This window comes from Allobosea sp. GW823-FHT02B03, from assembly GCF_058797755.1.
In genome coordinates, this window is the sequence record NZ_JBXAJY010000006.1 from 442,009 (window position 1) to 464,902 (window position 22,894).

Here is a 22,894-nt window from a genome sequence, read left to right on the forward strand (position 1 = left end):
TGGTGCTCACTTGCCGCCGCGCACGATGCGCCGGGCGATAAGCGAGAGCAAAAGGATCGAGACGGTGATGATCAGCGAACCGGCCCAGGCGAGCTGCTGCCAGTTCTCGTAAGGGGCCGAGGCGAACTGATAGATCGTCACGGGCAGGTTGGAGACGCCGCCGACCAGCGTCGGCGAGAACCAGAAATTGTTGTTCAGCGCGGTGAAGAGCAGCGGCGCGGTCTCGCCGGCAATGCGCGCCAGCGCCAGCAGGATGCCGGTGACCATGCCGGACTTCGCCGCCCGCCAGGTGATCGCGGTGATCACCACCGAAGGCGGGGCGCCGAGGGCCGAGCCAGCCTCGCGCAGCGGCGCCGGGACGAGGCGCAGCATATCCTCGGTGGTGCGCACGATGACCGGGATCGCGATGATGCCGAGCGCGACGCCACCAGCCCAGCCGGAATAGCCGCGGAAGGGCTCGACCAGGATGACGTAGACGAACAGGCCGATCAGGATCGAGGGCGCCGAGAGCAGGATGTCGTTGATGAAGCGGATCAGGTTGGCGAGCTTCGAGCCGCGGCCGTATTCGGCGAGATAGGTGCCGGCGAGCACGCCGATCGGCGTCGCCAGCGCGATGCCGAGGAAGGTCAGCACGGCAGAGCCCACGATGGCGTTGGCGAGGCCGCCGCCCTCGGAGCCGGGGCCGGGCGTGATCTGCGTGAAGGTGCCGGCCGAGAGGCCGCCAATGCCCTTCACCACCAGCATGCCGAGGATCCAGAACAGCACGGTGATGGCGACGAGGGTGAACGCCGTGGCGATGATCTTCATCAGCCGGTCGGCATTGCGGCGCGCCGGGCGCACGCGGCCCCACGGGACTTCAGGGGTCATCACCATCGCAGGCGCGGCGGAGGCGGAAGGAGGCGTCGAGTTCATGGCTTGCGCTTCCTCAGAACGACTTGACGCGCGCGACCAGGATGCGCGCGATGACGAGGACGACGAAGGTGACGAAGAACAGGATGCAGCCGAGCGCGATCAGCGCGTGGAGCTGCAGGCCGAGCGCCTCGTTGAACTCGTTGGCGATGCGCGAGGCGATGGTCGAGCCGGGGTCCATCACCGAGGCCGAGAGCCGGTTGGCGTTGCCGACGACGAAGGTCACGGCCATGGTCTCGCCGAGCGCGCGGCCGAGGCCGAGCATGATCGCGCCGATGATCGAGACGCCGGCCTGCGGCACCAGCACGTGGCGGACGACCTCCCAGGTCGTCGCGCCGATGCCGTAGGCGCTCTCGCGCAGCACCGAGGGGATCTGCTCGAGCATGTCGCGGGTGATCGAGGCGATGAACGGGATGATCATGAACGCCAGGATGATGCCGGCGGTCAGGATGCCCAGGCCCGAGGGCGAGCGCGAGTACAGGATGGTGCCGACGATCGGCATGCCCTCGACGATGTTCGAGAGCGGGATCTGCACATAGGCCGCAAAGAGCGGCACGAAGACGAAGAGCCCCCACATGCCGTAGATGATCGAGGGCACGGCGGCGAGCAGCTCGATCGCGGTCGAGACCGGCCGCTTGAACCAGGGCGGGGCGAGCTGCGTCAGGAAGACGGCGATGCCGAGCGAGAGCGGGACGCCGACGACGAGGGCGATCAGCGCGGTCGACAAGGTGCCGACGATCGCCGGGAAGGCGCCGTACTGATCGTTCTGGGTGTCCCAGACGCTCGAGGTGAGGAAGCTGAAGCCGAATTCGCGGAAGGCCGGCCAGCCGCCGGCCACCATGGCGCCGATGATCCCGGCGAGCAGAACCAGCACGAACAGCGCCGCCAGGAAGCTGGCATTGCGGAAGACGAGGTCGAAGGTGCCTTTCGGGGTCCTGCGGATGGCGGGCAATCCCGATGCCATCTGGTCAGTCACGGCAGCCATCGAAGAAACTCCAGTCGGTTTCAGGCGGGTCGAAGGGGCCGGAACCGGCCCCTTCCTTTAGCGTGGTCGCAGGGCGATCAGAAGATCGGCTTGCCGGCCGGATCGGTGACGCCCTTCCAGGCGTTGCGGACCTGGTCCTTGACGTTCGCCGGCAGCGGCACGTAGTCGAGGTCGAGCGCCAGCTGGTCGCCGCTCTTGTAGGCCCAGTCGACGAACTTCAGCGCCGCCTGGGTCTCTTCCGGCTTCTCCGGCTTGGCATGGATCAGCAGGAAGGTGGCGGAAGTGATCGGCCAGGCCTGCGCGCCCTTCTGGTTGTTCAGCGAGATGCCGAAGCCGGGAGCCTCGTTCCAGTTGGCATTGGCGGCGGCAGCCTGGAAGGACTTGTCGTCCGGCGCCGGGAAGTTGCCTTCGGCGTTCTGGACGAGCGCATGGGCGAGCTTGTTCTGCTTGGCGTAGGCGTATTCGACATAGCCGATCGAGTTGGCGACCTGCTTGACCGAGGCGGAGACGCCCTCATTGCCCTTGCCGCCGATGCCGACCGGCCACTGCACGGCGGTGTTGGTGCCGATCTTCGACTTCCACTCCGGCGAGACGCGCGAGAGATAATCGGTCCAGACGAAGGTCGTGCCCGAGCCGTCGGAGCGGTAGACGGGGCTGATATTGGCCTCGGGCAGGGTCAGGCCGGGGTTCAGCGCGGCGATCTTGGGATCGTTCCACTTCTTGATCGTGCCGAGATAGATCTCGGCGATGACCGGGCCGGTGAGCTTCAGCTTGCCGGCCTCGATGCCGGGGACGTTGATCGCCGGGACGACGCCGCCCATCACGGTCGGGAACTGGATCAGGCCGTCCTTGGTCAGGTCCTCGCCCTTGAGCGGGGCGTCGGTGGCGCCGAAGGCGACGGTCTTGGCCTTGATCTGGCGGATGCCGCCACCCGAGCCGATCGACTGGTAGTTGAGACCGATATTGGTCTCCTTCTTATAGGCCTCGGCCCATTTGGAGTAGATCGGGAAGGGGAAGGTCGCGCCGGCGCCGGTGATGTCGGCAGCCTGGGCGGCGCCGGAGATCCCGACAGCCGCGGCCGCGAGAATGAGAAGTTTGCGCATGAGATGTCCTCTCTGGGTCGCAAGGTCTAGCGGCGCGCAAAAACACCCCGGATATGACAGCCAGATGACAGATCGTCATCAAGCCGCAACGGCAGCTGTCACGTTTCGTTAACGGCCGGATTCGGCCAACAATGGCAGGACCGCCTTGAAGGTCGCGCCCTCGCCGACGACGCTCTCGATCGTCAGCCGGCCGCGATGGCGCAGCACGATGTGCTTGACGATGGCGAGCCCGAGCCCGGTGCCTCCGGCCTCGCGGCTGGCAGCGTTGTCGACGCGGTAGAAGCGCTCGGTCAGGCGCGGCAGGTGCTCGGAGGCGATGCCCGGCCCGTCGTCGCGGACGCTGAAGCTGGCCTCGGCGCCGCCCTCGATCCGGATCGCGACCTCGCCGCCGGGCCGGCCGTACTTGATCGCGTTCTCGACGAGGTTCTCCATCAGCCGCAGCAATTCGTCGCGGTCCCCGGCGACCACCACCGGCTGCGGCGGCAGGTCGAGAACCAGGGTGACGTCGCGCTCGCGCGCCATCAGCACCAGCGCGTCGAGGATCGTGCGGGCGATCTCGCCGAGATCGACCGGGGTCTGCGGCGCCAGATGCGCCTTGAGTTCGATGCGCGAGAGCGAGAGCAGGTCGTCGACCAGCCGCGCCATGCGCAGGGCCTGCTGGCGCATGATCTGCAGGAAGCGCTCGCGCGCCTTCTCGTCGTTGCGGGCCGGGCCCTGCAGCGTCTCGATGAAGCCGAGCACCGAGGCGAGCGGAGTGCGCAGTTCATGGCTGGCATTGGCGACGAAGTCGACGCGCATGCGCTCGGTCAAGCGCTGCTCGCTGAGATCCTCGAAGGTCAGCAGGACGGCGCGGCGCTCGCCCTGGCCGGCCAGCGCGGCGATGTGGATGCGGAAGGTGCGCTCGATCGGAACGCGCTCGATCAGCTCGATGGCGCGGCGGCCGCCCTGACGCGAAACCTGATCGATCGCGTCGATCATGTCGGGGTCGCGCATCACCAGCGCGAGCTGCTTGCCCTTCTCCAGCCCGGCGATCAACGAGCGGGCGGCCGGGCTCAGCGCCTGGATGGTGCCCTGCTGGTCGAGCAGGATCACGGCGACGCCGATCGCCTCGATCAGCGCGGCAGTGACAGGGGCTCTGGGATCGACGAGATCGTGCATGCTGCTCGGCCTTCCGCGGCGGCGTTGCGGACGCCGCCCTCATAGGCAGGTCTCGCAACGGCGCGCAATTCTCTTCCCGGCGACGGGGCGCGGCCGGAACCGTCGGGCCAAGCACGGCTGTATGACAGTACTGCCAGCGCCGGCTAGATTTCGTGGCGCCGGATACGCCGGCCCATCTCGTTCAGCGCCAGCAGCACCAGCGCCAGGATGAAGGGCAGGATGTAGTAGATGATCCGGAACAACAGCAGCGCGCCGAGCACCTGCTCGAAGGGCAGGCGGCTGAGCGCGATCAGCATCGTTGCCTCGAAGACGCCGAGCCCGCCCGGCGCATGGCTGGCGATACCGATCAGGCAGGCGAAGATATAGGCGGCGAGGAAGCTCTCATAGGAGAGGTTGTGCCCGCCCGGCAGCAGCACGAAGAGCACGGCCGCCGCGGCGGAGACCTCGCAGGCGCCGAGCAGCATCTGGCCGAGCGTCACCCCGAGCCCCGGCAGAGGCAGGTTCCAGCCGCGCACCCGCAAGGTCCGTTCGCCGGTGGCGACCCAGAAGAGATAGCCGAGGATGCCGAGAGCCGTGATGGCACCGACCGCCTGGATCAGCAGCGGCGAGGTGCGGGCCAGCTGCGCGACCGATTCCGTCGCGTAGAACAGACTGACGCAGAAGATCATGCCGAGCCCGAGCCAGAAGGTCAGGCCGGCGATCACCGTCAGGCTCGCGACCTCCGAGGCGCGCACGCCCTTGGCGGCATAGACCCAGTAGCGCACCGTGCCGCCGGTGACGATCGGGAAGCCGAGCGTGAAGGAGACCGAATAGCTGGTGAAGGAGCCGAGCGCCGTGGTGCGGTACGGGATCGAGAGGCCGAGGCGCCGCAGGGCCAGCGCGTCATAGCCGGTGAGCAGGAGATAGCTCAGCGCGGTGAAGGCGAGCGCGAGCGAGAGCTGCCGGAGGCTGGCATTGGCGAAGGCCTTGGCGAGCTCGCCGGGCTCGATCTCGCGGACGATGAAATAGAGCACGACCAGCGAGGCCAGGAAGATGATCGCGCTGGCGAGCGGGCCGAGCCACCACCAGCGGCTGCGCTTGCGCAGCGGCATTCCTGGCTCGTGCGGGCCGAAAGACATGCGGGCTCTTGTCGTGTTGATGCCCGGATCTCGGCGGGCAAGGCGGATTGCAGGCAGGCGGCGGGACCGCCCGGACCCGAGAGATAGCGCCTCGGTTGCGAACCACAAGCGCGCGGCACGCGGCGAATGCGCGCCATGAAGCCGGCGCAGGCGTGCCGGACCGCCATTTGCGACAGTCCGGCGACAGCGGTACGGCCTGCCAAGCTGGCCTAGCCGGCCGCCGCCCGGGCGAAGAAGGCCTCCGGCCCCTCGACCTCGACCAGCCGCCGGTGCTCGATCTGCCAGAAGCGGTTGCCGACCGCCCGGACGAAGCTGCGATCATGCGAGACCAGGAGGCAGCTCGCCTCCTGCGCCGTCAGCTCGGCTTCGAGCGCCTCCTGGCCCTCGATGTCGAGATGGTTCGTCGGCTCGTCGAGCAGATAGAAGTTCGGCCTGACGAGGCGCAGCGCCAGCATGGCGAGGCGTGCCTTCTGCCCGCCCGACAGCGTCCCGATGGGGCTCTCCTGCCGGTCGATCGCGATGCCGGCCCCGGCGAGCAGGCTGCGCGCCGGCTGGTCGCCGACATCGAAGCGCCGGCTGATCAGCCGGTGCGGCGTCTCGCTGCCGGGGAATTCGGCGAGGTCCTGGCTGGCGAAGCCGGGGACCAGCGAGGGTGTCACCCTGACGCCGGGAACCTCCCTGCCGGCGATCGCCGCCTGGAGCAGACCGACCAGCCGCGACTTGCCGGCGCCGTTGTCGCCGAGCAGCACGATGCGGTCGCCGGGGCTGATCCAGCGCTTGCCCGTCCTGAACAGCAGGGTCCCGTCCGGTGCCGTGACCGGCAGATCCTCCAGCGCCAGGAGGGCGCGCGCATGCGTGCCGGCATGGCTGAGCCTGATCGCGCCGGCCGAGCGTTCGCGATGCGCCGGCCGCGCCGCCTCCTCCAGCGTCTCGGCCCGCGCCCGGAGCTGCCTCGTCTTGCTGAGCAGGAGGTCGCTGCCGGAATTGATGCCGATATTGTTGAGCTTGGCCGCCTGCCGCCGCAATTGCTGGACCGCCTTGATGTCGCGCTGGTGGCGGCGCGCATCGGCAGCGTCGATCTCATCGAGGGCGATGCGAGCCCGCGAATAGGGCAGCGAGAAGAGCTGCGACTGCTCCTGGCGCAGGAACAGCGTGCGGTTGGTGACAGCGTCGAGGAAGGCGCGGTCGTGGCTGGCGACGACCACGGCCATGTCGCGCGGCAGGGCAGCGAGCCAGTTCTCGAGCTGGCCGATGCGTCCGAGGTCGAGATGGTTGGTCGGCTCGTCGAGCAGCAGGAGATCAGGCTCGGTCACGGCGACGCGGGCGAGCATGGCGAGCCGCTGCCAGCCACCGCTCAGCTCTGCGAGCGGCCGCTCGCGCAACGCTTCGGGCACGTCGAGCGCGTCGAGCGCGACCTCGACACGCCAGCGCTCGCTCTGCACCTGCTCGGCCGGTAGCGCACCGAGCACCAGCTCCCGGAACGGCAATTCTCCGAGCCGTGGCGCGATGTCCTGCTCGACATGCCCGATGTGCAGGCCGCGCGAGCGGGTGATTTCGCCGCTGCCGGGCTCAGCCGTGCCGGCGAGGCAGCGGAGCAGGGTCGACTTGCCCCGGCCATTGGCGGCGACGAGGCCGAGCCGGTCGCCCGGGGCGATCGCGAGGGTGAGGTCGGAAAACAGCGGTGCGCCCAGCGTGACGCCGAGCTTCCTCAGATTGATCATGGTCATGGTTCAGGTCTCTGGACTGCCCGAGCCGTCATTCGGCGGGGCGCGCCCGGCGCCCCATGCCTCGAATGCGAAACGCCGGAACGGCGTCGGCTCGATTGAGTGGAACAGCGCGCAGGACATCCGGGCGATGAGGCCAGATGCTGCGCCACCACGAAGGGCAGACCGGAGAGAGAACCGAAAGGGAGGCTCTGAGGTCAGCCCTGCAAGCTAGTCTTGCAGGGCCTGAACGGGGCCGCGCTGACGATGGTGACGAAAGAACGTGATCACGCAGCCCTCCTTTCTCGTGTGGGTCGACGCAAGGGAATTAGCGCCGTTTTTCGGACGGCGCAATCGCCTCAGGCGGTCTTGCGGAAGATCCGGAGCGTCTTGAACTCGCCGATTTCCTCGACCGGGCGCGACTTCGCCCATTCCTCGATGATCGGCTTGGCCGTCTCATAGGCGAAGGAGCCAGTGTAAAACAGGATATGCCCGCCGGCATCGGTCTGGTCGGTGAAGAGCTGCATCACCTCGAGATCGGTCAGCGCGCCATAGGCGTCGTTCTTCTCGCTGCGGAACTCGCAGGAATGGAACAGGGTGACGATGTCGAAGCGCGGCAGCAGCTTGGCATTGCTGGTGTAGATGTCGCCGAAATAGGCGCTGTAGCTCTTGGTGATCGTCGGGTTGTCGATCGCCAGCTTGACGAAGGCGTCATATTCCTTCGGCGAAGCGGTGATCCCGAGCACGGTGCAGTCCAGCTCCGGCTCGGCGCAGCGGATGCCGATGTAATGATGGCCGCCGGTGCCGAAATGATAGATGCGCTTGCCGGTGATGCCTTCTTCCTCGAGCCATTCGACGAAGTGCACGTCGCAGGGGCACTGCTCGACCCGCAGGCCCCAATAGACGTCCCAGATGTGCATCTGCATGGCGAAACTCCGTGAAAATTGCGGGAAAGAAGCGCCGGACGCGGCTGAACGCCGGCTGAATGCAAGGTTGGCTGTAGATTCTCAGCCCCCACCGGCCTCGGCCAGGACGACGGGACGCGCCGGTTCGCCGCCGGCGATGCGGGCGACGCCGCCGGCACGGCGCATGGTGAGGTGGCGGCAGGAGACCTCGGCGAAGCCCGGGCTCTGGCCGATCAGCAGCATGATCGCCTGCGGCCGTGTCGCCCTGATATGCGCCAGCAGTTCCAGTGCCGCCTCGGTCTCGAGCCCGCTGGTGGCCTCGTCGAGCACGAGGATGTCGGGATTGGCGAGCTCGGCCCGCGCCAGCGCCAGGCGCTGCCGGTCGCCGGTGGTCAGCGCCTTGTCCCAGTCGCGCGGCTGGTCCATCTGCGGCACGAGGCCGGCGAGCCCGTAGCTGCGCAGCGCTTCCTTGGCCGCCTCGACGCTGTGGTCGCCGGCAGGATCGAGCGCGGCGCGCAGGCTGCCTTCCGAGAGATGCAGTTTTTGCGGCAGCACCGCGAGCCGCGCCTCGGCCGGCAGCGCGACGCTGCCCCTGCCCCAGGGCCAGAGCCCGGCGACCGCCTGGATCAGCGCCGCCTTGCCATGGCCGAGCTCGCCCGCGACATGCAGGGTCGCGCCCGGCGGCAACTCGACGGCGAAATCGGCCAGCAGGGTCCGCCCGTCGCGGTCGGTGAGAGTGAGATCCCCCAGCCGCAGGCAGCCATCGGCGCTGGTCTCGACCGCGATCTCGCCGCCGGAATGGCCATGATCGAGCGTGCCGAGCGCGACTGCGAGCTCGTTGACCCGCCGTGCCGACGCCAGCCATTCGGCTATGCGCATGAAGTTGTCGAGCACCCAGTTGAAGGCATTCTGCACGGCGACGAAGGCGGCGGCGACCTGGACGACGTCGCCGAGCGACATCTCGCCGGAGAGGTATTTCGGGGCGGCGAGCAGGAGCGGCACCACCGGAACCAACGCGCCGCTGCCATTGGTGATCCAGGTCAGCCGGCCGCGCTGGCGGATCATGGCGAGCCAGCGCCCGACGAGATTGTCATAGGTCGCGGCGACGGCGCGGCGCTCGCCGGTCTCGGAGCGCGAGAGCGCGATGGTCTCGCCATGGTCGCGGATGCGCATCAGCGAGAAGCGCAGGCGCGCCTCGCCCTCGTTGCGGGCGGCGATCAGGCGCGGCAGCGGCCGGCCGACCCAGGTGATCAGGCTGGAGACGAGCACGGCATAGACGATGGCCGCCAGCACCATATAGGCGGGGATCTCGAAGGTCGTGCCGCCGGCCGAGACGGTCAGCGAGCCGCCAATGCTCCAGAGGATGCCGATGAAGGTGATCGCGGTGATCACCGCCGAGAGCAGGCCGATGGCGAAGTCGACCACCGGCTCGGTCGCCCAGCGGACATCGTCGGCGATGCGGTATTCGGGGTTGGCCGGCTCGTAGCCGGAGAGGCCGAGCCGGTAGAACCTGCGCTCGCCGATCCAGCCATCGGCGAGCCTGGCCGTGACCCAGGCGCGCCAGTGGACCTGGAATGTTTCCCGTGAAACCAGGATGACGACACCGAGGCCGGCGGCGATCAGCACCAGCACCGGGAAGACCGCCATGGCGATCAGCGCGCTCTCCCCGTCCTTCTTCTCCAGCGCGTCGAAGAACCAGCCATTCCAGCGGTTGACGGTGACATTGGCGAAGACGGCGAGGATGATCGCGCTCGCCAGCGAGATCGACCAGAACCAGGCCTTGCCGGCGCTGGCGCCACGCCAGAAACCGCCGGTCAGGCGGGCGAAGCTCTTCGCGACCTGCCAGTCGGATGGCAGGCCGGTATCCCTGGCATGCTGGTCTAGCGCCTTCAGCACAGCCTTCTGATCCCCCCGGATCGCAACATCGCGGGCGGTGGCCGGCCGGGTCTTCCCGGTCCGGGCCAAGCCCATGATGCCGCTTAGTCAGGCCGGGATGAACTGCGGCTGAATGAAAGCGTCAGCGACGCCAGGCGGGAGCCCTCAGGCCGCCTTCGCCTCCTCGCCGAGGATCCGGGCCAGGCTCTCCAGCAATTCGCGCGAGCCTTCCTCGCGATGGACCGGGTCATCCTTGCCGCCGAGATAGGCGCCCTGCTCGGTGAAGACGAGCTTGGTGCCGCTGCCCTCGGGCAAATATTCCATGGTCAGCAGCGAGCCGGAAAGCGGCACGCCGTCGATCGCCATCGCATAGGCGAGGATGATGCGCTCGTTCGGCTGGATCACCTGATAGACCGATTCATTGGTGATCGGCGGACCGCCCTGATAGCGGAAACGGCTGCGCTCGAAGCCGCCGACGCGGAAATCGACGTCGAACTGCTCGACCGTCCAGCCCTCGCCCTCGGCGAACCAGCGGCGCTTGATCGCGGGGTCGGCGAAGGCGGCGAAGACCTTGGCGGGCGGCGTGGCATAGCTGCGCTCGATGGTGAAGCTCGCATGGGTGACGGGACTCCTGCTCATGAGCGTTTTCCTTTCACTGAGCGGTTGTTCGTCAGGGGTCAGCGGCTGAGCCCGGCATCGCCCTCGCGACGCGGGAAGAACTGGAAGAAGGGCTCAGCCTCGGCGAGGGCGCGGGCATAGGAGGGACGCGTGCGCAGGCGGTCGAAATAGGCCCGGAGCCGCTTATGGCTGTCGCGAAAGGACAGGGCCCGCTCGGCATAGAAGAGCGCGGGCGCGGCTGCGCAGTCGGCCATGCTGAAGTCGTCGCCGGCGGCCCATTGCCGCTCGCCAATCTCGGCTTCCAGCACGTCATAGATGGAGGCGAGCGTCGCCTTGGCCTCGGCGACGCCGACAGCGTCGCGGCTCTCCTCCGGCCTGAGCCGGTCGAGCACCACCTTCTGCATGGGAATGGCGACGTAGAGATCGAAGAGCCGGTCGAGCCGGCGGACCTCCAGCGCCGTGACCGGGTTCTCCGGCAGCAGTGTAACCGGGCCGGGATAATGCAAGGCGAGATGCTCGATGATCAGGCTGGTCTCCGGCACGAGCTTGCCGAGTCGGTCGTCGCGCAGCAGCGGGAACTTGCCGAGCGGCCAGAGCTTCAGGAAATCGGCCCGCTCGTCGGGATCGCCGAGATTGACGAGATGCGGCGTGAACGGCGTCCCGTTCTCGTAGAGCGCGACCAGCACCTTCTGGCAGAAGCCGGAAAGCGGGTGGAAGTAGAGCGTCAGGGACATGGCTTCGCGTTCCTGCTTCTTGGTAGGAGCGGGTTGAAGGACTTCGGTCGATAAGGCGTCTGCTCAGGCGGGCGCCTGCTCCAGAGCGAGGTAGTCGGCCAGCCGGTCGAAGCCGATGCCCGTGCCCTGCTCGCGCCAATCGGGCTTGTCGTGGCCGTCGAGAAAGGCCGCCTGCTCGGTGAAGAGGAGGCGGGTACCGGCCCCCTCGCGCCGCGCATGGTCTCGCTGCCGCCCTCGCGGAAATCGAGGCTGTGCTGGCCGAGGCCGCCCTCGTCATGGCAGGCCGACCAGCGCCTTTTCGCAACGGGATCGGCGAAGGCGGCGAAGACGCGGGCAGGGCTCGCATCATAGCGACGCTCGATCGCGAAGCTGGCATGGACGACCGATCGTTCCGTCATGCGCCGTTCTCCTCTTCGGTTTCCGCAGCCTGTTCGGCGAGAAAGGCGCCGAGCCTGTCGAAGCGCCGCTCCCACAAGGTCCGGCGCTCGCTGATCCAGCGCTCGGCTGCGCGTAGCGCCTGCGTCTCCAGCTGGCAGTTGCGGACGCGCCCGATCTTCTGCGAGCGCACCAGCCCGGCGCCTTCGAGCACGGCGAGGTGCTGGACCACAGCCGACAGCGTCATCTGCAAGGGAGCGGCGAGCTCGCTGACGCTGGCCGGCCCCTCGCTGAGCCGCTGCACCATCTGCCGGCGGTTCGGGTCCGCCAGCGCCTGGAACATCAGATCGAGCTGGTCTGGTTGGTGAAGCATGCGCTTAAGTATCCTGATGCTGGCAGCCTGTCGAGAGAAACTTTAGCGCTCTCTAAAGTTTCTTTCCGAGACGCAGCGCGACATCCGGCGCATTGCCTCCGGCGGGTCCGAGCGGCTATGAATCCCGGCACGCTCTCTTATCCCGCGTGTGCCATTCAACCGTCTGCGACAGCCGCCGGAGCTTTTGCCATGCGTATCGAGAACGACCCGAAGCTGGATTTCCGCGACGTGCTGATCCGGCCCAAGCGTTCGACCCTCGGCAGCCGCTCCGAGGTCGACGTCCACCGCAGCTTCCATTTCGCCCATACCGGCCGCGAATGGTCCGGCTTCCCGCTGATCGCCGCGAACATGGACGTGGTCGGCACCATGGCAATGGCGCGCGCGCTGCTGAAGCACGGCGCCATGGTCGCCCTGCACAAGCACTACAGCGCGGACGAGTTGATCGCCTTCTTCAAGGAGCCGGGCTCGGCCAACGCCTTCTATTCGCTCGGCACGACCGAAGCCGACCATGACAAGCTCAAGGCGGTGCATGCGAAGGCGCCGATCGACAAGATCTGCCTCGACGTCGCCAATGGCTACACCGAGAAGTTCGTCGACACGGTCAAGGCGACGCGCGACGCCTTCCCGAACGCCGCGATCATGGCCGGCAACGTCGTCACCGGCGACATGACCGAGGCGCTGATCCTGGCCGGCGCCGACATCGTCAAGGTCGGCATCGGCCCGGGCTCGGTCTGCACCACCCGCAAGATGACCGGCGTCGGCTATCCGCAGCTCTCGGCGATCATCGAATGCTCCGACGCCGCCCACGGCCTGAAGGGCCTGGTCTGCGGCGATGGCGGGCTGACCGTGCCGGGCGACGTCGCCAAGGCTTATGGCGGCGGCTCCGACTTCGTGATGATGGGCGGCATGCTCGCCGGCCATGACGAATGCGAGGGCGAGATCCGCTATGAGGAGCGCGACGGCGAGAAGATGCCGGTCGCGATGGTGTTCTACGGCATGTCCTCGGACACGGCGATGAACAAGTACTCGGGCGGCGTCGCCAAGTACCGGGCCTCCGAGGGCAAGACCGTCGAGGTGCCCTATCGAGGCCCGGTCGAGGGCACGATGCAGGAGATCATGGGCGGGGTCCGCTCGGCGATGACCTATATCGGTGCGGTGCGCCTCAAGGAGATGTCGAAGCGCACCACCTTCATCATGGTCGGCGCCCAGCTCAACACCGTGTTCGGCAATTGAGCGAACCGGACGTCGCCATCATCGGCGCCGGGCCGGCCGGGCTGATCGCGGCCGAACGGCTGGCGCAGGCCGGGCACCGGGTGGCGCTCTACGAACGCATGCCCTCGCCGGCGCGCAAATTCCTGCTCGCCGGTCGGGGCGGGCTCAACCTGACGCATTCCGAGCCCCTCGACGGATTTCTCGGCCGCTATGGCGAGGCTCGCCTCTGGCTCGAGCCGGCGATCAGAGCCTTCCCGCCAGACGCGCTGCGCGACTGGGCCGACGGACTTGGCGCGCAGAGCTTTGTCGGCTCGAGCGGCCGGGTCTTCCCGAAGGCGATGAAGGCCTCGCCCCTGCTGCGTGCCTGGCTGGTGCGGCTCGACGGGCTCGGCGTCAGGCTGCAGGCCGGCCGGCTCTGGACGGGCTGGGACGAGAGCAGCGCCCTGCGCTTTGCCAACCGCGACGGGGCGGTCGAAACGCTTCGCCCGGCGGCCACGCTGCTGGCGCTCGGCGGCGCGAGCTGGCCAAGGCTCGGCTCGGATGGCGGCTGGCAGACGGCGCTGGCCGAGAAGGGCGTCGCGATCGCTCCGCTACGCCCGGCCAATGCCGGTTTCTCGGTCGACTGGTCGCCGGTGATGCGCGAGCGCTTCGCCGGACAGCCGCTGAAGCGGATCGCCCTCTCCTTTGCCGGGCGGCGCGCCATGGGCGAGGCGATGATCGACGCCGATGGCATCGAGGGCGGAGCGATCTATGCGCTGTCGGGACCGCTGCGCGAGGCGATCGCACGCGATGGCCATGCCGAGCTTGCCATCGACCTGCGCCCCGATCTCGACGAAGCCGCGCTGACCGCCCGGCTCGAAAGGCGCCGCGCCGGCGAGACGCTCAGCAACCATCTGCGCAAGGCGGCCGGCCTGTCGCCGGTCGCGATCGCCGTGCTGCGCGAGGCTTCGGACGGTCCGCTGCCGGCCGAACCGGCGGACCTCGCCCGACTGATCAAAACGGCATCGCTCCGGCTGACCGGGACGGCGCCGATCGCACGCGCCATCTCGACGGCCGGCGGCATCCTCGCCGAAGAGATCGACGCAGGTTTCATGCTGAAGCGCCTGCCCGGCGTCTTCGTCGCCGGCGAGATGCTCGACTGGGAGGCGCCGACCGGCGGCTACCTGCTTCAGGCCTGCTTCGCGACCGGCGTCGCCGCAGCCGAGGGGATCGAGAGGCTCCTAAACAAGCCCTCATCCTGAGGAGCGGGCTGCAGCCCGCGTCTCGAAGGATGTTTCAGGAGGCTCGGAAGATTCTGGAGTATCCTTCGAGACGGCCCTGCGGGCCTCCTCAGGATGAGGTCGCTCTCAGTTCAGCCCCTTCAACCGATAGAGCGCTTCCAGCGCCTCGCGCGGCGTCATCTCGTCCAGGTCGAGCCCGGCGAGCGCCTCCCTGAGCAGATCGGGGCCGGCCGCGACCGCAGGCGCTGGCGACGGGCTGCGCAATTGCGCGGCGAAGAGCGGGAGATCGTCGACCAGCGCCGCCACCGGCTTCTCGCGCTCGCTCTTCTCGAGTTCGCCAAGAATGGCGCGGGCACGCTCGACCACGGCCGGGGGCAGGCCGGCGAGCTTGGCGACCTGGATACCGTAGGAGCGATCGGCGGCGCCGGGCACGACCTCGTGCAGGAAGACGACCTCGCCATTCCATTCGGTGACGCGCACCGTCGCGTTCGCGACCCGGTCGAGCCGATCCGCCAGCGCGGTCAGCTCGTGGTAATGCGTCGCGAACAGGGCCCGGCAGCGATTGGCCTCGTGCAGATGCTCGATTGCCGCCCAGGCGATGGAGAGCCCGTCGAAGGTCGCAGTGCCGCGGCCGATCTCGTCGAGGATGACGAGGGCGCGCGGTCCGGCCTGGTTCAGGATCGCCGCGGTCTCGACCATCTCGACCATGAAGGTCGAGCGGCCGCGCGCGAGATCGTCGGCGGCGCCGACGCGCGAGAACAGGCGGTCGACCACGCCGATATGGGCGCTGCCGGCCGGCACGAAGGAGCCCATCTGCGCGAGCACGGCGATCAGCGCGTTCTGGCGCAGGAAGGTCGACTTACCCGCCATGTTCGGACCGGTGATCAGGCAGATGCGGCCATCCTGGCGCTTACCGGCAGGCGAAAGCTCGCTGTCATTGGCGACGAAGGGCTGGCCCTCACGCTTCAGCGCGGCTTCGACGACCGGGTGGCGGCCTGCCTTGATAGAAAAGGCAGCGCCGTCGTCGACGAGCGGGCGGGTCCAGCCGCCATCGACCGCGAGCTCGGCCAGCGCGGCGGCGACGTCGATCGCGGCCAGCGCCAGGGCCGCCGCCTTGATCGGCTCGGCCTGATCGAGCACGGCCGCGGTCAGCTCGGCGAAGATCGACAGTTCCAGCTTCAGCGCCCGGTCGGCGGCCGAGGCGATCTTGGCCTCGAGCTCGCCGAGCTCGACCGAGGAGAAGCGCATCGCATCCGACATGGTCTGGCGGTGCACGAAGACGGCGCGCCAGGGCTCCCTCAGGAAGCTCTCACCGACCGCCTGCGGCACCTCGACGAAGTAGCCGAGCATGGAATTGTGCTTGATCCGCAGCGTGCGGCAGTCGGTCTCGGCGGCATAACGGGCCTGGAGCTGGGCTATCACCTTCCGCGAATCGACCTGCAGCAGGCGCAGCTCGTCGAGGGCAGGATCGAAGCCCTCGCGCACGAAGCGGCCATCGCGCCGCAGCAGCGGCAATTCGTCTGCGAGCGTCGCCGACAACCGCGCGCCGAGGTCGGGATCGGTGCGGCCGAGCGCCAGCGCCGCCTCGCGCAGTTCCAGCGGAATCTCGGCATGGCGCAACAGGGCGGCGGCGATGGCGCGCGCAGCCTCCAGCCCGGCACCGAGCGCGGCGAGATCGCGCGGGCCGCCGCGGTCGAGCGCGAGGCGCGACAAGGCACGGGCGATGTCGGGAACGCGGGCGAGATCGCGGCGCAGATCCTCGCGCAGCCCGGGAGCCTCGACCAGGGCAGCGACGGCATCGTGCCGGCGGGCGATCTCGGCAGGGTCGGTCAGCGGCCCCGCCAGGCGCTCGGCCAGAAGCCGGCTGCCGCCTGGCGTCTGCGTCCGGTCGATGGTGGCGAGCAGGCTGCCGGCGCGCTCGCCGGACAAGGTGCGCGTCAGTTCGAGATTGGTCCGCGTCGCCGCGTCGATCAGCATGGCCGCGCTCTCGCCCTCGCGGCGAGGCGGCGAGAGCGGCGGACGGGCGCCGAACTGCGTGCGCTCGACATAGGCGAGCGCCGCCGCGGCGGCGGCGATCTCGGCGCGGCTGAAGGCGCCGAAGGCATCGAGCGTCGCGACGCCGAAGAACTCCTTGAGCCGCCTTTCGCCGGAAGCCGGATCGAGCCCCTCGCGGGCCAGCGGCGTCACCGCCGCGGGCGTATCGCGCCAGACCTCCTTGAGCTCCGGATCCTCATGGATCGCGTCCGGGCAGACGATCTCGCGCGGCTCCAGCCGCGCCAGCTCGACCGAGAGCCCACGCGCATCGGTTTCCAGCACGCTGAAACGGCCGGTCGAGATGTCGACGGCGGCGATGCCATAGGCATAGCTGACATCGCTGAGGCGGCGCCGCGCCACGGCGACGAGCAGGCTGGCGCGGCCGGGCTCGAGCAGGCGCTCCTCGGTGATGGTGCCGGGCGTGACGAGGCGGACGACATCGCGCTTCACCACCGATTTGGCGCCGCGCTTCTTGGCCTCGGCCGGATCCTCGGTCTGCTCGCAGACGGCAACGCGATGGCCGGCGGCGATCAGGCGCTGGAGATAGTCGTCGGCCCGGTCGACCGGGACGCCGCACATCGCGATGTCCTCGCCGAGATGCTTGCCGCGCTTGGTCAGGACGATGCCGAGGGTGCGCGAAGCGATCTCGGCGTCCTCGAAGAACAATTCGTAGAAATCGCCCATCCGGTAGAACAGCAGGCTGTCCGGATTGGCAGTCTTGATCTCGACGTACTGCGCCATCATCGGCGTGACGCGGCCGGGATCGGCGCTCGCGCCGGCGGCGGCAGGGGGACTCTTGGTGTCGCGGGGAGAGGTGCTGTGCATCGCGCCGGCACGCTATCAAATCACGCCGCCAAGGCCATCCGTTAGGGAGACTTTCAACAATTGAAAGCAGGCTGACCGGGCCATTTTCGGCCAAAGGCCCCCATGTCGCTCCTGATCAACCTCGTCGAGAGCCTTTCCTTCCTGCTGCTCGCCGCGCTGGTGGTGACGGTCGTCGCGCCCTGGCTCGACCAGCGGCCGATCCTGCGCCAGGTCACGATCGGCGCCCTGTTCGCGGCCGCCGCGCTGTGCAGCATGGCCTTCCCCTTCGTGGTGGAAGCCGGCGTCGTCGTCGATTCCCGCAACACGCTCGCGATCCTCGCCGGGCCGATCGGTGGGCCGATTTCCGCCGTGCTGACAGCCCTGCCACTCGCGGCACTGCGCTACAGCCAGGGCGGTGCCGGCATGGCGACCGGCCTTGCCGGAATCTTCCTCAACGCCCTCGCCGGCGTCGCCTATGCGGCATGGCTTTACCGGCAGCGCCGCTCCTTCGGGCTGGGCGACTTCGTGGTGCTGAGCGGGATCGGAGCGCTATGCCTTCTGCTCTCTGTGCTGTTCATGCCGGACCCGGCGATCGCCGAGCGCTTCCTGCGCAAGGCCGTCCCGATGATCATCCTGGTCAACACGATCGGCACGATCCTGGTCGGGCTCGTCGTGCACAATGACCGCGAGCGCCGCGAGAACGCCTACCGGCTGCGCTCCCTGATCCAGCGGGCGCCCGGCACGCTCTACCAGCGCATCGTCCACCCCGATGGCTCGCTGAGCTATCATTTCGCCTCCTTCGCCATCGACCGGCTGCTCGGGATCACCAAGGAGGAGGTCGAGCGCGATCCGGAAACCTGGCTCGGCAAGATGCTGCCCGAGGACCGGGCGCGCTTCGAGACGGCGCGCATGAACCCGGAAGGCTATGGCGATCTCTGGCGGTTCGAGGCGCGCTATGCCGGCGTCGACGGCGCGATCATCTGGCTGCGCAGCGAGGCCTCCTGCCGACGCCTCCCAGACGGCACGGTGATCTGGGACGGCATCCTGCTCGATATCACCCCCGAGAAGACGCTGGAGACCCGGCGCGACGAAGTCGAGAATCTCCGCCGCTCGGCGCTCGAGGAGCTGGCGGCCAATCTCGAAGTCACCGTCGGCAAGGCCCTGCGTCAGGTCGGCGAATCGGCCCGCGACATGCACGAGGCGGCAAGGCAGATGGCAGCGAATGCCGACCATACCACCCAGCGGGCGGTCGACGTCACCCAGCAGGCGCAGCTCGCCTCGCACCGTGTCGGCAGCGTCGCGCTGGCGGCGGAGGAGATCGACGCCTCGATCCGCGAGCTCACCCGGCAGACCGGGCTGGCAGCCGAGACGGCGCAGGAGGCGGCGAGCCATGTCCGCTCGACCCGGCGCGACGTCAACGGCCTCGCCCTCGCCGCCGACCAGGTTGGCGCCGTGCTCGACTTCATCGAGGACATCGCGGCGCGCACCAACCTGCTGGCGCTGAACGCCACCATCGAGGCGGCGCGGGCCGGCACCGCCGGGCGCGGCTTCGCCGTGGTCGCCGGCGAGGTCAAGAACCTTGCCGAACAGACCCAGAAGGCGACCCGCGACATCGCGGCGACGCTGCAGGAGATTCGTGCCGCCGCGGCGACGGCAGCCGAGGCCGTCGGGCAGATCGAAGCGACGATGGGCACGATCGAAACCACCTCGGGGGCGATCGCACGGGTCGTCAACACGCAAGGCACGATCGCCTCCGGCATCGCGGCCGACGCACAGGCCGTCGCCGGCTCGACGACGACGGTGACCGGCAATGTCGCGGCGCTCGGCGACGAGGCGCGCTCGACCGGCGAAACCGCCTCGCGGGTGGTCGATGCGGCGCGGCGGGTCAGCGAGCAATCGGTCGAGCTCGACCGCTATGTCGGCGATTTCGTCGCCCGGGTGCGCGGCCGCCTCTGAACGCTTCGGCGAGGCGGCGACCTTCTCCGTTCAGGCAAGAGCCATGGTCGGCAATCGCGCCTTGTGGAGCGGGCGGGCGCTGCCCTATGGTCGTTTCCCCCCGAGGAAACGTCTGTGAAAAAGAACAAACGCATGAACGACCGACCACCGATCAAGCGCACCCGCCCGACCTTCACCGACCAGGAAGCTCTGCTGTTCCACTCGGACGGCCGGCCGGGCAAGCTCGAGATCGTTCCGACCGTGCCGATGGCGACGCAACGCGACCTCTCGCTGGCCTACTCGCCCGGCGTCGCCGTCCCCGTCCTCGCCATCGCCGAGGACCCCAGCCGCGCCTATGACTACACCGCCCGCGCCAACCTCGTCGCGGTGATCTCGAACGGCACCGCCATTCTCGGCCTGGGCAATCTCGGCGCGCTCGCCTCCAAGCCGGTGATGGAAGGCAAGTCGATCCTGTTCAAGCGCTTCGCCGACGTCGATTCGATCGACCTCGAGGTCGACACCGAGGATGCCGACAAGTTCATCGAGGCGGTGCGCTATCTCGGCCCCTCCTTCGGCGGCATCAATCTCGAGGACATCAAGGCGCCGGAATGCTTCATCATCGAGCAGCGCCTGCGCGAGCTGATGGACATCCCGGTCTTCCATGACGACCAGCACGGCACCGCGATCATCGCCGCCGCCGGCCTGATCAACGCGCTCGACCTGACGGGGCGCGACGTCAAGACGACGAAGCTCGTGATCAACGGCGCCGGCGCCGCCGCCATCGCCTGCATCGAGCTTTTGAAGGCGATGGGCTTCAAGCCCGACAACGTCATCCTCTGCGACACCAAGGGCGTGATCTACCAGGGCCGCACCGAGGGCATGAACCAGTGGAAATCGGCCCATGCGGCCGTGACCGACCGGCGCACGCTGGCGCAGGCCATGGAGGGCGCCGATGCCTTCTTCGGCCTCTCCCAGAAGGGCTCGGTGACCCCGGAAATGGTCGCCTCCATGGCCGAGAACCCGATCATCTTCGCGATGGCCAATCCCGACCCGGAGATCACCCCGGAAGAGGTCGCGGCGGTGCGCGACGACGCGATCATGGCGACCGGGCGCTCGGATTATCCGAACCAGGTCAACAATGTGCTGGGCTTCCCCTTCATCTTCCGCGGCGCGCTCGACGTGCGTGCCACGACGATCAACATGGAGATGAAGATCGCGGCGGCCGAGGCGCTCGCATACCTCGCACGCGAGGACGTGCCGGACGAGGTCGCCGCCGCCTATCAGGGCGCGCGCCCGCGCTACGGCAAGGAATACATCATCCCCGTGCCGTTCGATCCGCGGCTGATCCATGTCGTGCCGATGGCCGTCGCCAAGGCGGCGATGGATACCGGCGTCGCCGGCAAGCCGATCGTCGACACCGCCGCCTACAAGGCGCAGCTCTCGGCGCGGCGCGACCCGGTCGCCGGCACGCTCAACCGCATCATCGAGCGCGTGCGCCGCTATCCGAAGCGCGTCGTCTTCGCCGAGGGCGAGGAGGAGCAGGTGATCCGCGCCGCCGCCTCCTTCGTCAACCAGGGGCTCGGCAAGGCGATCCTGGTCGGCCGCGAGGAGCGGATCAGCGAGGCCGCGACCTTCCTCGGCGTCGATCTCGAGGCCAAGGGCATCGAGATCCAGAACGCCAGGCTGTCGCACCGCAACAGCGCCTATGCGCAGTATCTCTACGAGCGGCTGCAGCGGCAGGGTTACCTGTTCCGCGACTGCCAGCGCCTGATCAACCAGGACCGCAACCATTTCGCCGCGGCGATGGTGGCGCTGGGCGATGCCGATGCGATGGTGACGGGCGTCACCCGCAACTACTCGATCGCGCTCGAGGAAGTCCGCCGCGTCATCGACGAGAAGCCGGGCCACCGCGTCATCGGCGTCTCCGTGGTGGTCGCCCGCGGGCGCACCGTGCTCGTCGCCGACACGGCGATCCACGAGATGCCGACGGCCCGCGAGCTCTCAGAGATCGCGATCGAGGCGGCCGGCGTGGCGCGGCGCCTCGGCTACGAGCCGAGGGTCGCGATGCTCGCCTTCTCCTCCTTCGGACACCCACCCGGCGAGCGCTCGGCGAAGGTGCGCGAGGCGGTCGCGATCCTCGACAACCAGCGCGTCGATTTCGAGTATGACGGCGAGATGGCGGCCGACGTCGCGTTGAACCGCGATCTGATGGCGCAGTACCCGTTCTGCCGCCTGACCGGCCCGGCCAACGTCCTGGTCATGCCCGCGTTCCACTCGGCCTCGATCTCGACCAAGATGCTGCAGGAGCTCGGCGGCTCGACCGTGATCGGCCCGCTGATCGTCGGCCTCGACAAGCCGGTGCAGATCGTGCCGCTCGGCGCCAAGGATTCCGACATCGTCAACATGGCGGCGCTGGCGGCGTTCAATATCGGCGGGTGATCGAACCGCATATGTCGTGCTCGGGCGAAGGCCCGAGCATCTCGAGACGAAAAAGGCGCCCGTCGAGGCGCCTTTTTCCATGGAGCTTCCTGGAATTGATCCCTGGCCGGCCGAAGCCCGGGCCAGAGGGCTGCGTCTGGTAGCGACGCGCCCGGGTTACGTCAGTTCGTCCGGGGTCCGAGATCGCGCGGGGCGGCGTTGACCGTGACGATCTGGCCGTTGCGCAATTCGAGCACGGCGAGACCGCGCTCGTTCAGCCCATCCGGCCTGAAGCGGAAGACGCCATCGGCGCCGGCGAAGCCCGAGGGATTGGTCAGCACGGATTCGGAGAAGCGCTGGCTGCCTTGTGTCCTGGCGAGCGCGGCGGCGAGCGAGACGGCGTCGTAGGAAAGCGTCGCGGTGCGGGTCGGCGCGCTGTTGAAGCGCTTCTGGTAGCGGCCGGCGAAGGCATTGAAGCCGGCCGTGTCGGGCGAGGCGAACCAGCCGCCCTGGATGGCGGGGATACGGGCGACGGCGGCATCGTTCCAGACGCCGGTGCCGAGCGGCTTGACCTTGGCCGGGTCGTAGCCGGCCTGCTGCAGGATCAGGCCGAGCTGCGGCATGGCGTTGGCATCGCCCGGCACGAACAGCGCATCGGCCTGCTGCAGGGCAGGCGTCAGCCGGCCGGCAGAGGCGCGCATGCTGTTGGCGTCGGCGCCGAAGCGCTCGATCACCACGGCGCGGGCACCGCGATCGGCCACCGCCTGCTGGAAGGCGGCCTCGACGACCTTGCCATAGGCAGTGTCCGGCACCATCGCGGCGAAGGATTTGCGGCCCTGCGAGGCGGCGTAGGCGATTACCCGGTTGACGTCGTTCTCTGGCGGGAAGGAGAGCAGGTAGACGCCGCGGGAGGCGACGTTGCTGTCGCTGGAGAAGGCGATCACCGGCTTGCCGGCGCCACGCGCAACCTGAGCGACGGCCTGGACCGAGGGCGCGAAGAGCGGGCCGATGATCAGCTCGGCGCCTTCGCGCAATGCCGCCTGAGCGGCGGCCTGGGCGCCGTCGGGCGTGCCGCGATCATCCTTGACCAGCAGGGTCAGGTCGGCCCCGGGGAATTCGGCGAGCGCCATCTCGGCGGCGTTCTTCAGGGAGTTGCCGACCGTCGCGCCGGCGCCTTCGGCGGTCAGCGGCAGGATCAGCCCGACCTTGACCGAGCCGGTCCCGATCGTTGGGCCGGTCGGAGCCGAGGCGGCGCCACCAGCGCCGCTGTCGAAGCCGGGCAAACCGGAGGTTCCGCCGCTGCAGGCGGTGAGCAGGAGCGAGGCGCCGCTGGCCAGAATCAGCCGCCGCGAGACGCCGGCGAGGGGCGCCTGATCTGGAATTCCAACTGGGCGCGACACGGGTTTCGTCTCCAC

General features: G+C 68.7%; 17 protein-coding genes. 4 read left to right on the forward strand and 13 right to left on the reverse strand.

Features of this window, described 5'->3' with window-relative positions:
• Nucleotides 1-6: 6 nt before the first annotated feature.
• The 11 genes from pstA to AC1REK_RS22315 form a co-directional block, all read right to left on the reverse strand.
• The gene (gene pstA / locus AC1REK_RS22265) at nt 7-912 is read right to left on the reverse strand and encodes a phosphate ABC transporter permease PstA (protein WP_316021128.1); all 906 of its coding nucleotides are present in this window, start codon (nt 910-912) and stop codon (nt 7-9) included.
• Between the two features lie 13 nt (nt 913-925).
• Complete coding sequence (pstC, locus tag AC1REK_RS22270; protein ID WP_316021127.1) at nt 926-1,894, reverse strand: phosphate ABC transporter permease subunit PstC; 969 nt, start codon at nt 1,892-1,894, stop codon at nt 926-928.
• A gap of 77 nt (nt 1,895-1,971) precedes the next feature.
• Nucleotides 1,972-2,997: a phosphate ABC transporter substrate-binding protein PstS gene (gene pstS, locus AC1REK_RS22275; protein ID WP_327521593.1), complete on the reverse strand. Its 1,026-nt coding sequence runs from the start codon at nt 2,995-2,997 to the stop codon at nt 1,972-1,974.
• A 108-nt stretch (nt 2,998-3,105) separates the two neighbouring features.
• Nucleotides 3,106-4,155: an ATP-binding protein gene (locus AC1REK_RS22280; RefSeq protein WP_327521594.1), complete on the reverse strand. Its 1,050-nt coding sequence runs from the start codon at nt 4,153-4,155 to the stop codon at nt 3,106-3,108.
• A 143-nt stretch (nt 4,156-4,298) separates the two neighbouring features.
• Entirely contained in the window at nt 4,299-5,246 is a 948-nt protein-coding gene (locus tag AC1REK_RS22285) for a lysylphosphatidylglycerol synthase domain-containing protein (RefSeq protein WP_492270154.1), read from the reverse strand.
• A gap of 236 nt (nt 5,247-5,482) precedes the next feature.
• Nucleotides 5,483-7,000: an ABC-F family ATP-binding cassette domain-containing protein gene (locus tag AC1REK_RS22290; RefSeq protein WP_492270153.1), complete on the reverse strand. Its 1,518-nt coding sequence runs from the start codon at nt 6,998-7,000 to the stop codon at nt 5,483-5,485.
• Nucleotides 7,001-7,335: 335 nt separating this feature from the next.
• Nucleotides 7,336-7,902 (reverse strand): hypothetical protein, encoded by a 567-nt coding sequence (locus tag AC1REK_RS22295; protein WP_198162333.1) that lies wholly within the window; start codon nt 7,900-7,902, stop codon nt 7,336-7,338.
• 81 nt (nt 7,903-7,983) lie between these two features.
• The gene (locus tag AC1REK_RS22300) at nt 7,984-9,777 is read right to left on the reverse strand and encodes an ABC transporter ATP-binding protein/permease (protein WP_492270152.1); all 1,794 of its coding nucleotides are present in this window, start codon (nt 9,775-9,777) and stop codon (nt 7,984-7,986) included.
• Nucleotides 9,778-9,921: 144 nt separating this feature from the next.
• Nucleotides 9,922-10,395, reverse strand: a complete 474-nt coding sequence (locus AC1REK_RS22305; RefSeq protein ID WP_492270151.1) for an SRPBCC family protein — start codon at nt 10,393-10,395, stop codon at nt 9,922-9,924.
• 38 nt (nt 10,396-10,433) lie between these two features.
• Entirely contained in the window at nt 10,434-11,108 is a 675-nt protein-coding gene (locus AC1REK_RS22310; protein WP_492270150.1) for a glutathione S-transferase family protein, read from the reverse strand.
• Between the two features lie 394 nt (nt 11,109-11,502).
• Complete coding sequence (locus AC1REK_RS22315; RefSeq protein WP_291639397.1) at nt 11,503-11,856, reverse strand: ArsR/SmtB family transcription factor; 354 nt, start codon at nt 11,854-11,856, stop codon at nt 11,503-11,505.
• Nucleotides 11,857-12,045: 189 nt separating this feature from the next.
• On the opposite strand from AC1REK_RS22315, the gene AC1REK_RS22320 reads away from it, so the two are divergent.
• Nucleotides 12,046-13,089: a GMP reductase gene (locus tag AC1REK_RS22320; protein ID WP_492270149.1), complete on the forward strand. Its 1,044-nt coding sequence runs from the start codon at nt 12,046-12,048 to the stop codon at nt 13,087-13,089.
• Nucleotides 13,086-14,309 carry a TIGR03862 family flavoprotein gene (locus AC1REK_RS22325; RefSeq protein ID WP_492270148.1) on the forward strand — a complete coding sequence of 408 codons (1,224 nt, stop codon included), beginning with the start codon at nt 13,086-13,088 and terminating at the stop codon, nt 14,307-14,309. Before AC1REK_RS22320 ends, AC1REK_RS22325 begins: the two co-directional genes overlap by 4 nt.
• Before the next feature lie 105 nt (nt 14,310-14,414).
• Here AC1REK_RS22325 and mutS read toward each other — a convergent pair whose 3' ends face one another.
• The gene (mutS, locus tag AC1REK_RS22330) at nt 14,415-17,147 is read right to left on the reverse strand and encodes a DNA mismatch repair protein MutS (protein ID WP_492270147.1); all 2,733 of its coding nucleotides are present in this window, start codon (nt 17,145-17,147) and stop codon (nt 14,415-14,417) included.
• A 102-nt stretch (nt 17,148-17,249) separates the two neighbouring features.
• Between mutS and AC1REK_RS22335 the strand changes: the two genes are divergently transcribed.
• Both AC1REK_RS22335 and AC1REK_RS22340 read left to right on the forward strand, forming a co-directional pair.
• Nucleotides 17,250-19,082, forward strand: coding sequence for a methyl-accepting chemotaxis protein (locus AC1REK_RS22335; protein ID WP_327521604.1), 1,833 nt, complete (start codon nt 17,250-17,252; stop codon nt 19,080-19,082).
• Between the two features lie 132 nt (nt 19,083-19,214).
• A complete protein-coding gene (locus tag AC1REK_RS22340) occupies nt 19,215-21,500 on the forward strand; it encodes an NADP-dependent malic enzyme (RefSeq protein WP_316021374.1) in 2,286 nt (761 codons plus the stop codon).
• A 161-nt stretch (nt 21,501-21,661) separates the two neighbouring features.
• On the opposite strand, the gene AC1REK_RS22345 is transcribed toward AC1REK_RS22340, so the two are convergent.
• Complete coding sequence (locus tag AC1REK_RS22345; protein WP_316021371.1) at nt 21,662-22,879, reverse strand: penicillin-binding protein activator; 1,218 nt, start codon at nt 22,877-22,879, stop codon at nt 21,662-21,664.
• Nucleotides 22,880-22,894: the final 15 nt, after the last annotated feature.

Bases quoted from the DNA above. Each gene is read 5' to 3' on its own strand.
- pstC (WP_316021127.1), bottom strand. From the start codon at position 1,894: ATGGCTGCCGTGACTGACCAGATGGCATCGGGATTGCCCGCCATCCGC.
- AC1REK_RS22320 (WP_492270149.1), top strand. From the start codon at position 12,046: ATGCGTATCGAGAACGACCCGAAGCTGGATTTCCGCGACGTGCTGATC.
- AC1REK_RS22290 (WP_492270153.1), bottom strand. From the start codon at position 7,000: ATGACCATGATCAATCTGAGGAAGCTCGGCGTCACGCTGGGCGCACCG.
- AC1REK_RS22310 (WP_492270150.1), bottom strand. From the start codon at position 11,108: ATGTCCCTGACGCTCTACTTCCACCCGCTTTCCGGCTTCTGCCAGAAG.
- AC1REK_RS22335 (WP_327521604.1), top strand. From the start codon at position 17,250: ATGTCGCTCCTGATCAACCTCGTCGAGAGCCTTTCCTTCCTGCTGCTC.
- AC1REK_RS22285 (WP_492270154.1), bottom strand. From the start codon at position 5,246: ATGCCGCTGCGCAAGCGCAGCCGCTGGTGGTGGCTCGGCCCGCTCGCC.
- mutS (WP_492270147.1), bottom strand. From the start codon at position 17,147: ATGCACAGCACCTCTCCCCGCGACACCAAGAGTCCCCCTGCCGCCGCC.
- pstA (WP_316021128.1), bottom strand. From the start codon at position 912: ATGAACTCGACGCCTCCTTCCGCCTCCGCCGCGCCTGCGATGGTGATG.
- AC1REK_RS22295 (WP_198162333.1), bottom strand. From the start codon at position 7,902: ATGCAGATGCACATCTGGGACGTCTATTGGGGCCTGCGGGTCGAGCAG.
- AC1REK_RS22315 (WP_291639397.1), bottom strand. From the start codon at position 11,856: ATGCTTCACCAACCAGACCAGCTCGATCTGATGTTCCAGGCGCTGGCG.
- AC1REK_RS22280 (WP_327521594.1), bottom strand. From the start codon at position 4,155: ATGCACGATCTCGTCGATCCCAGAGCCCCTGTCACTGCCGCGCTGATC.
- pstS (WP_327521593.1), bottom strand. From the start codon at position 2,997: ATGCGCAAACTTCTCATTCTCGCGGCCGCGGCTGTCGGGATCTCCGGC.
- AC1REK_RS22340 (WP_316021374.1), top strand. From the start codon at position 19,215: ATGAACGACCGACCACCGATCAAGCGCACCCGCCCGACCTTCACCGAC.
- AC1REK_RS22305 (WP_492270151.1), bottom strand. From the start codon at position 10,395: ATGAGCAGGAGTCCCGTCACCCATGCGAGCTTCACCATCGAGCGCAGC.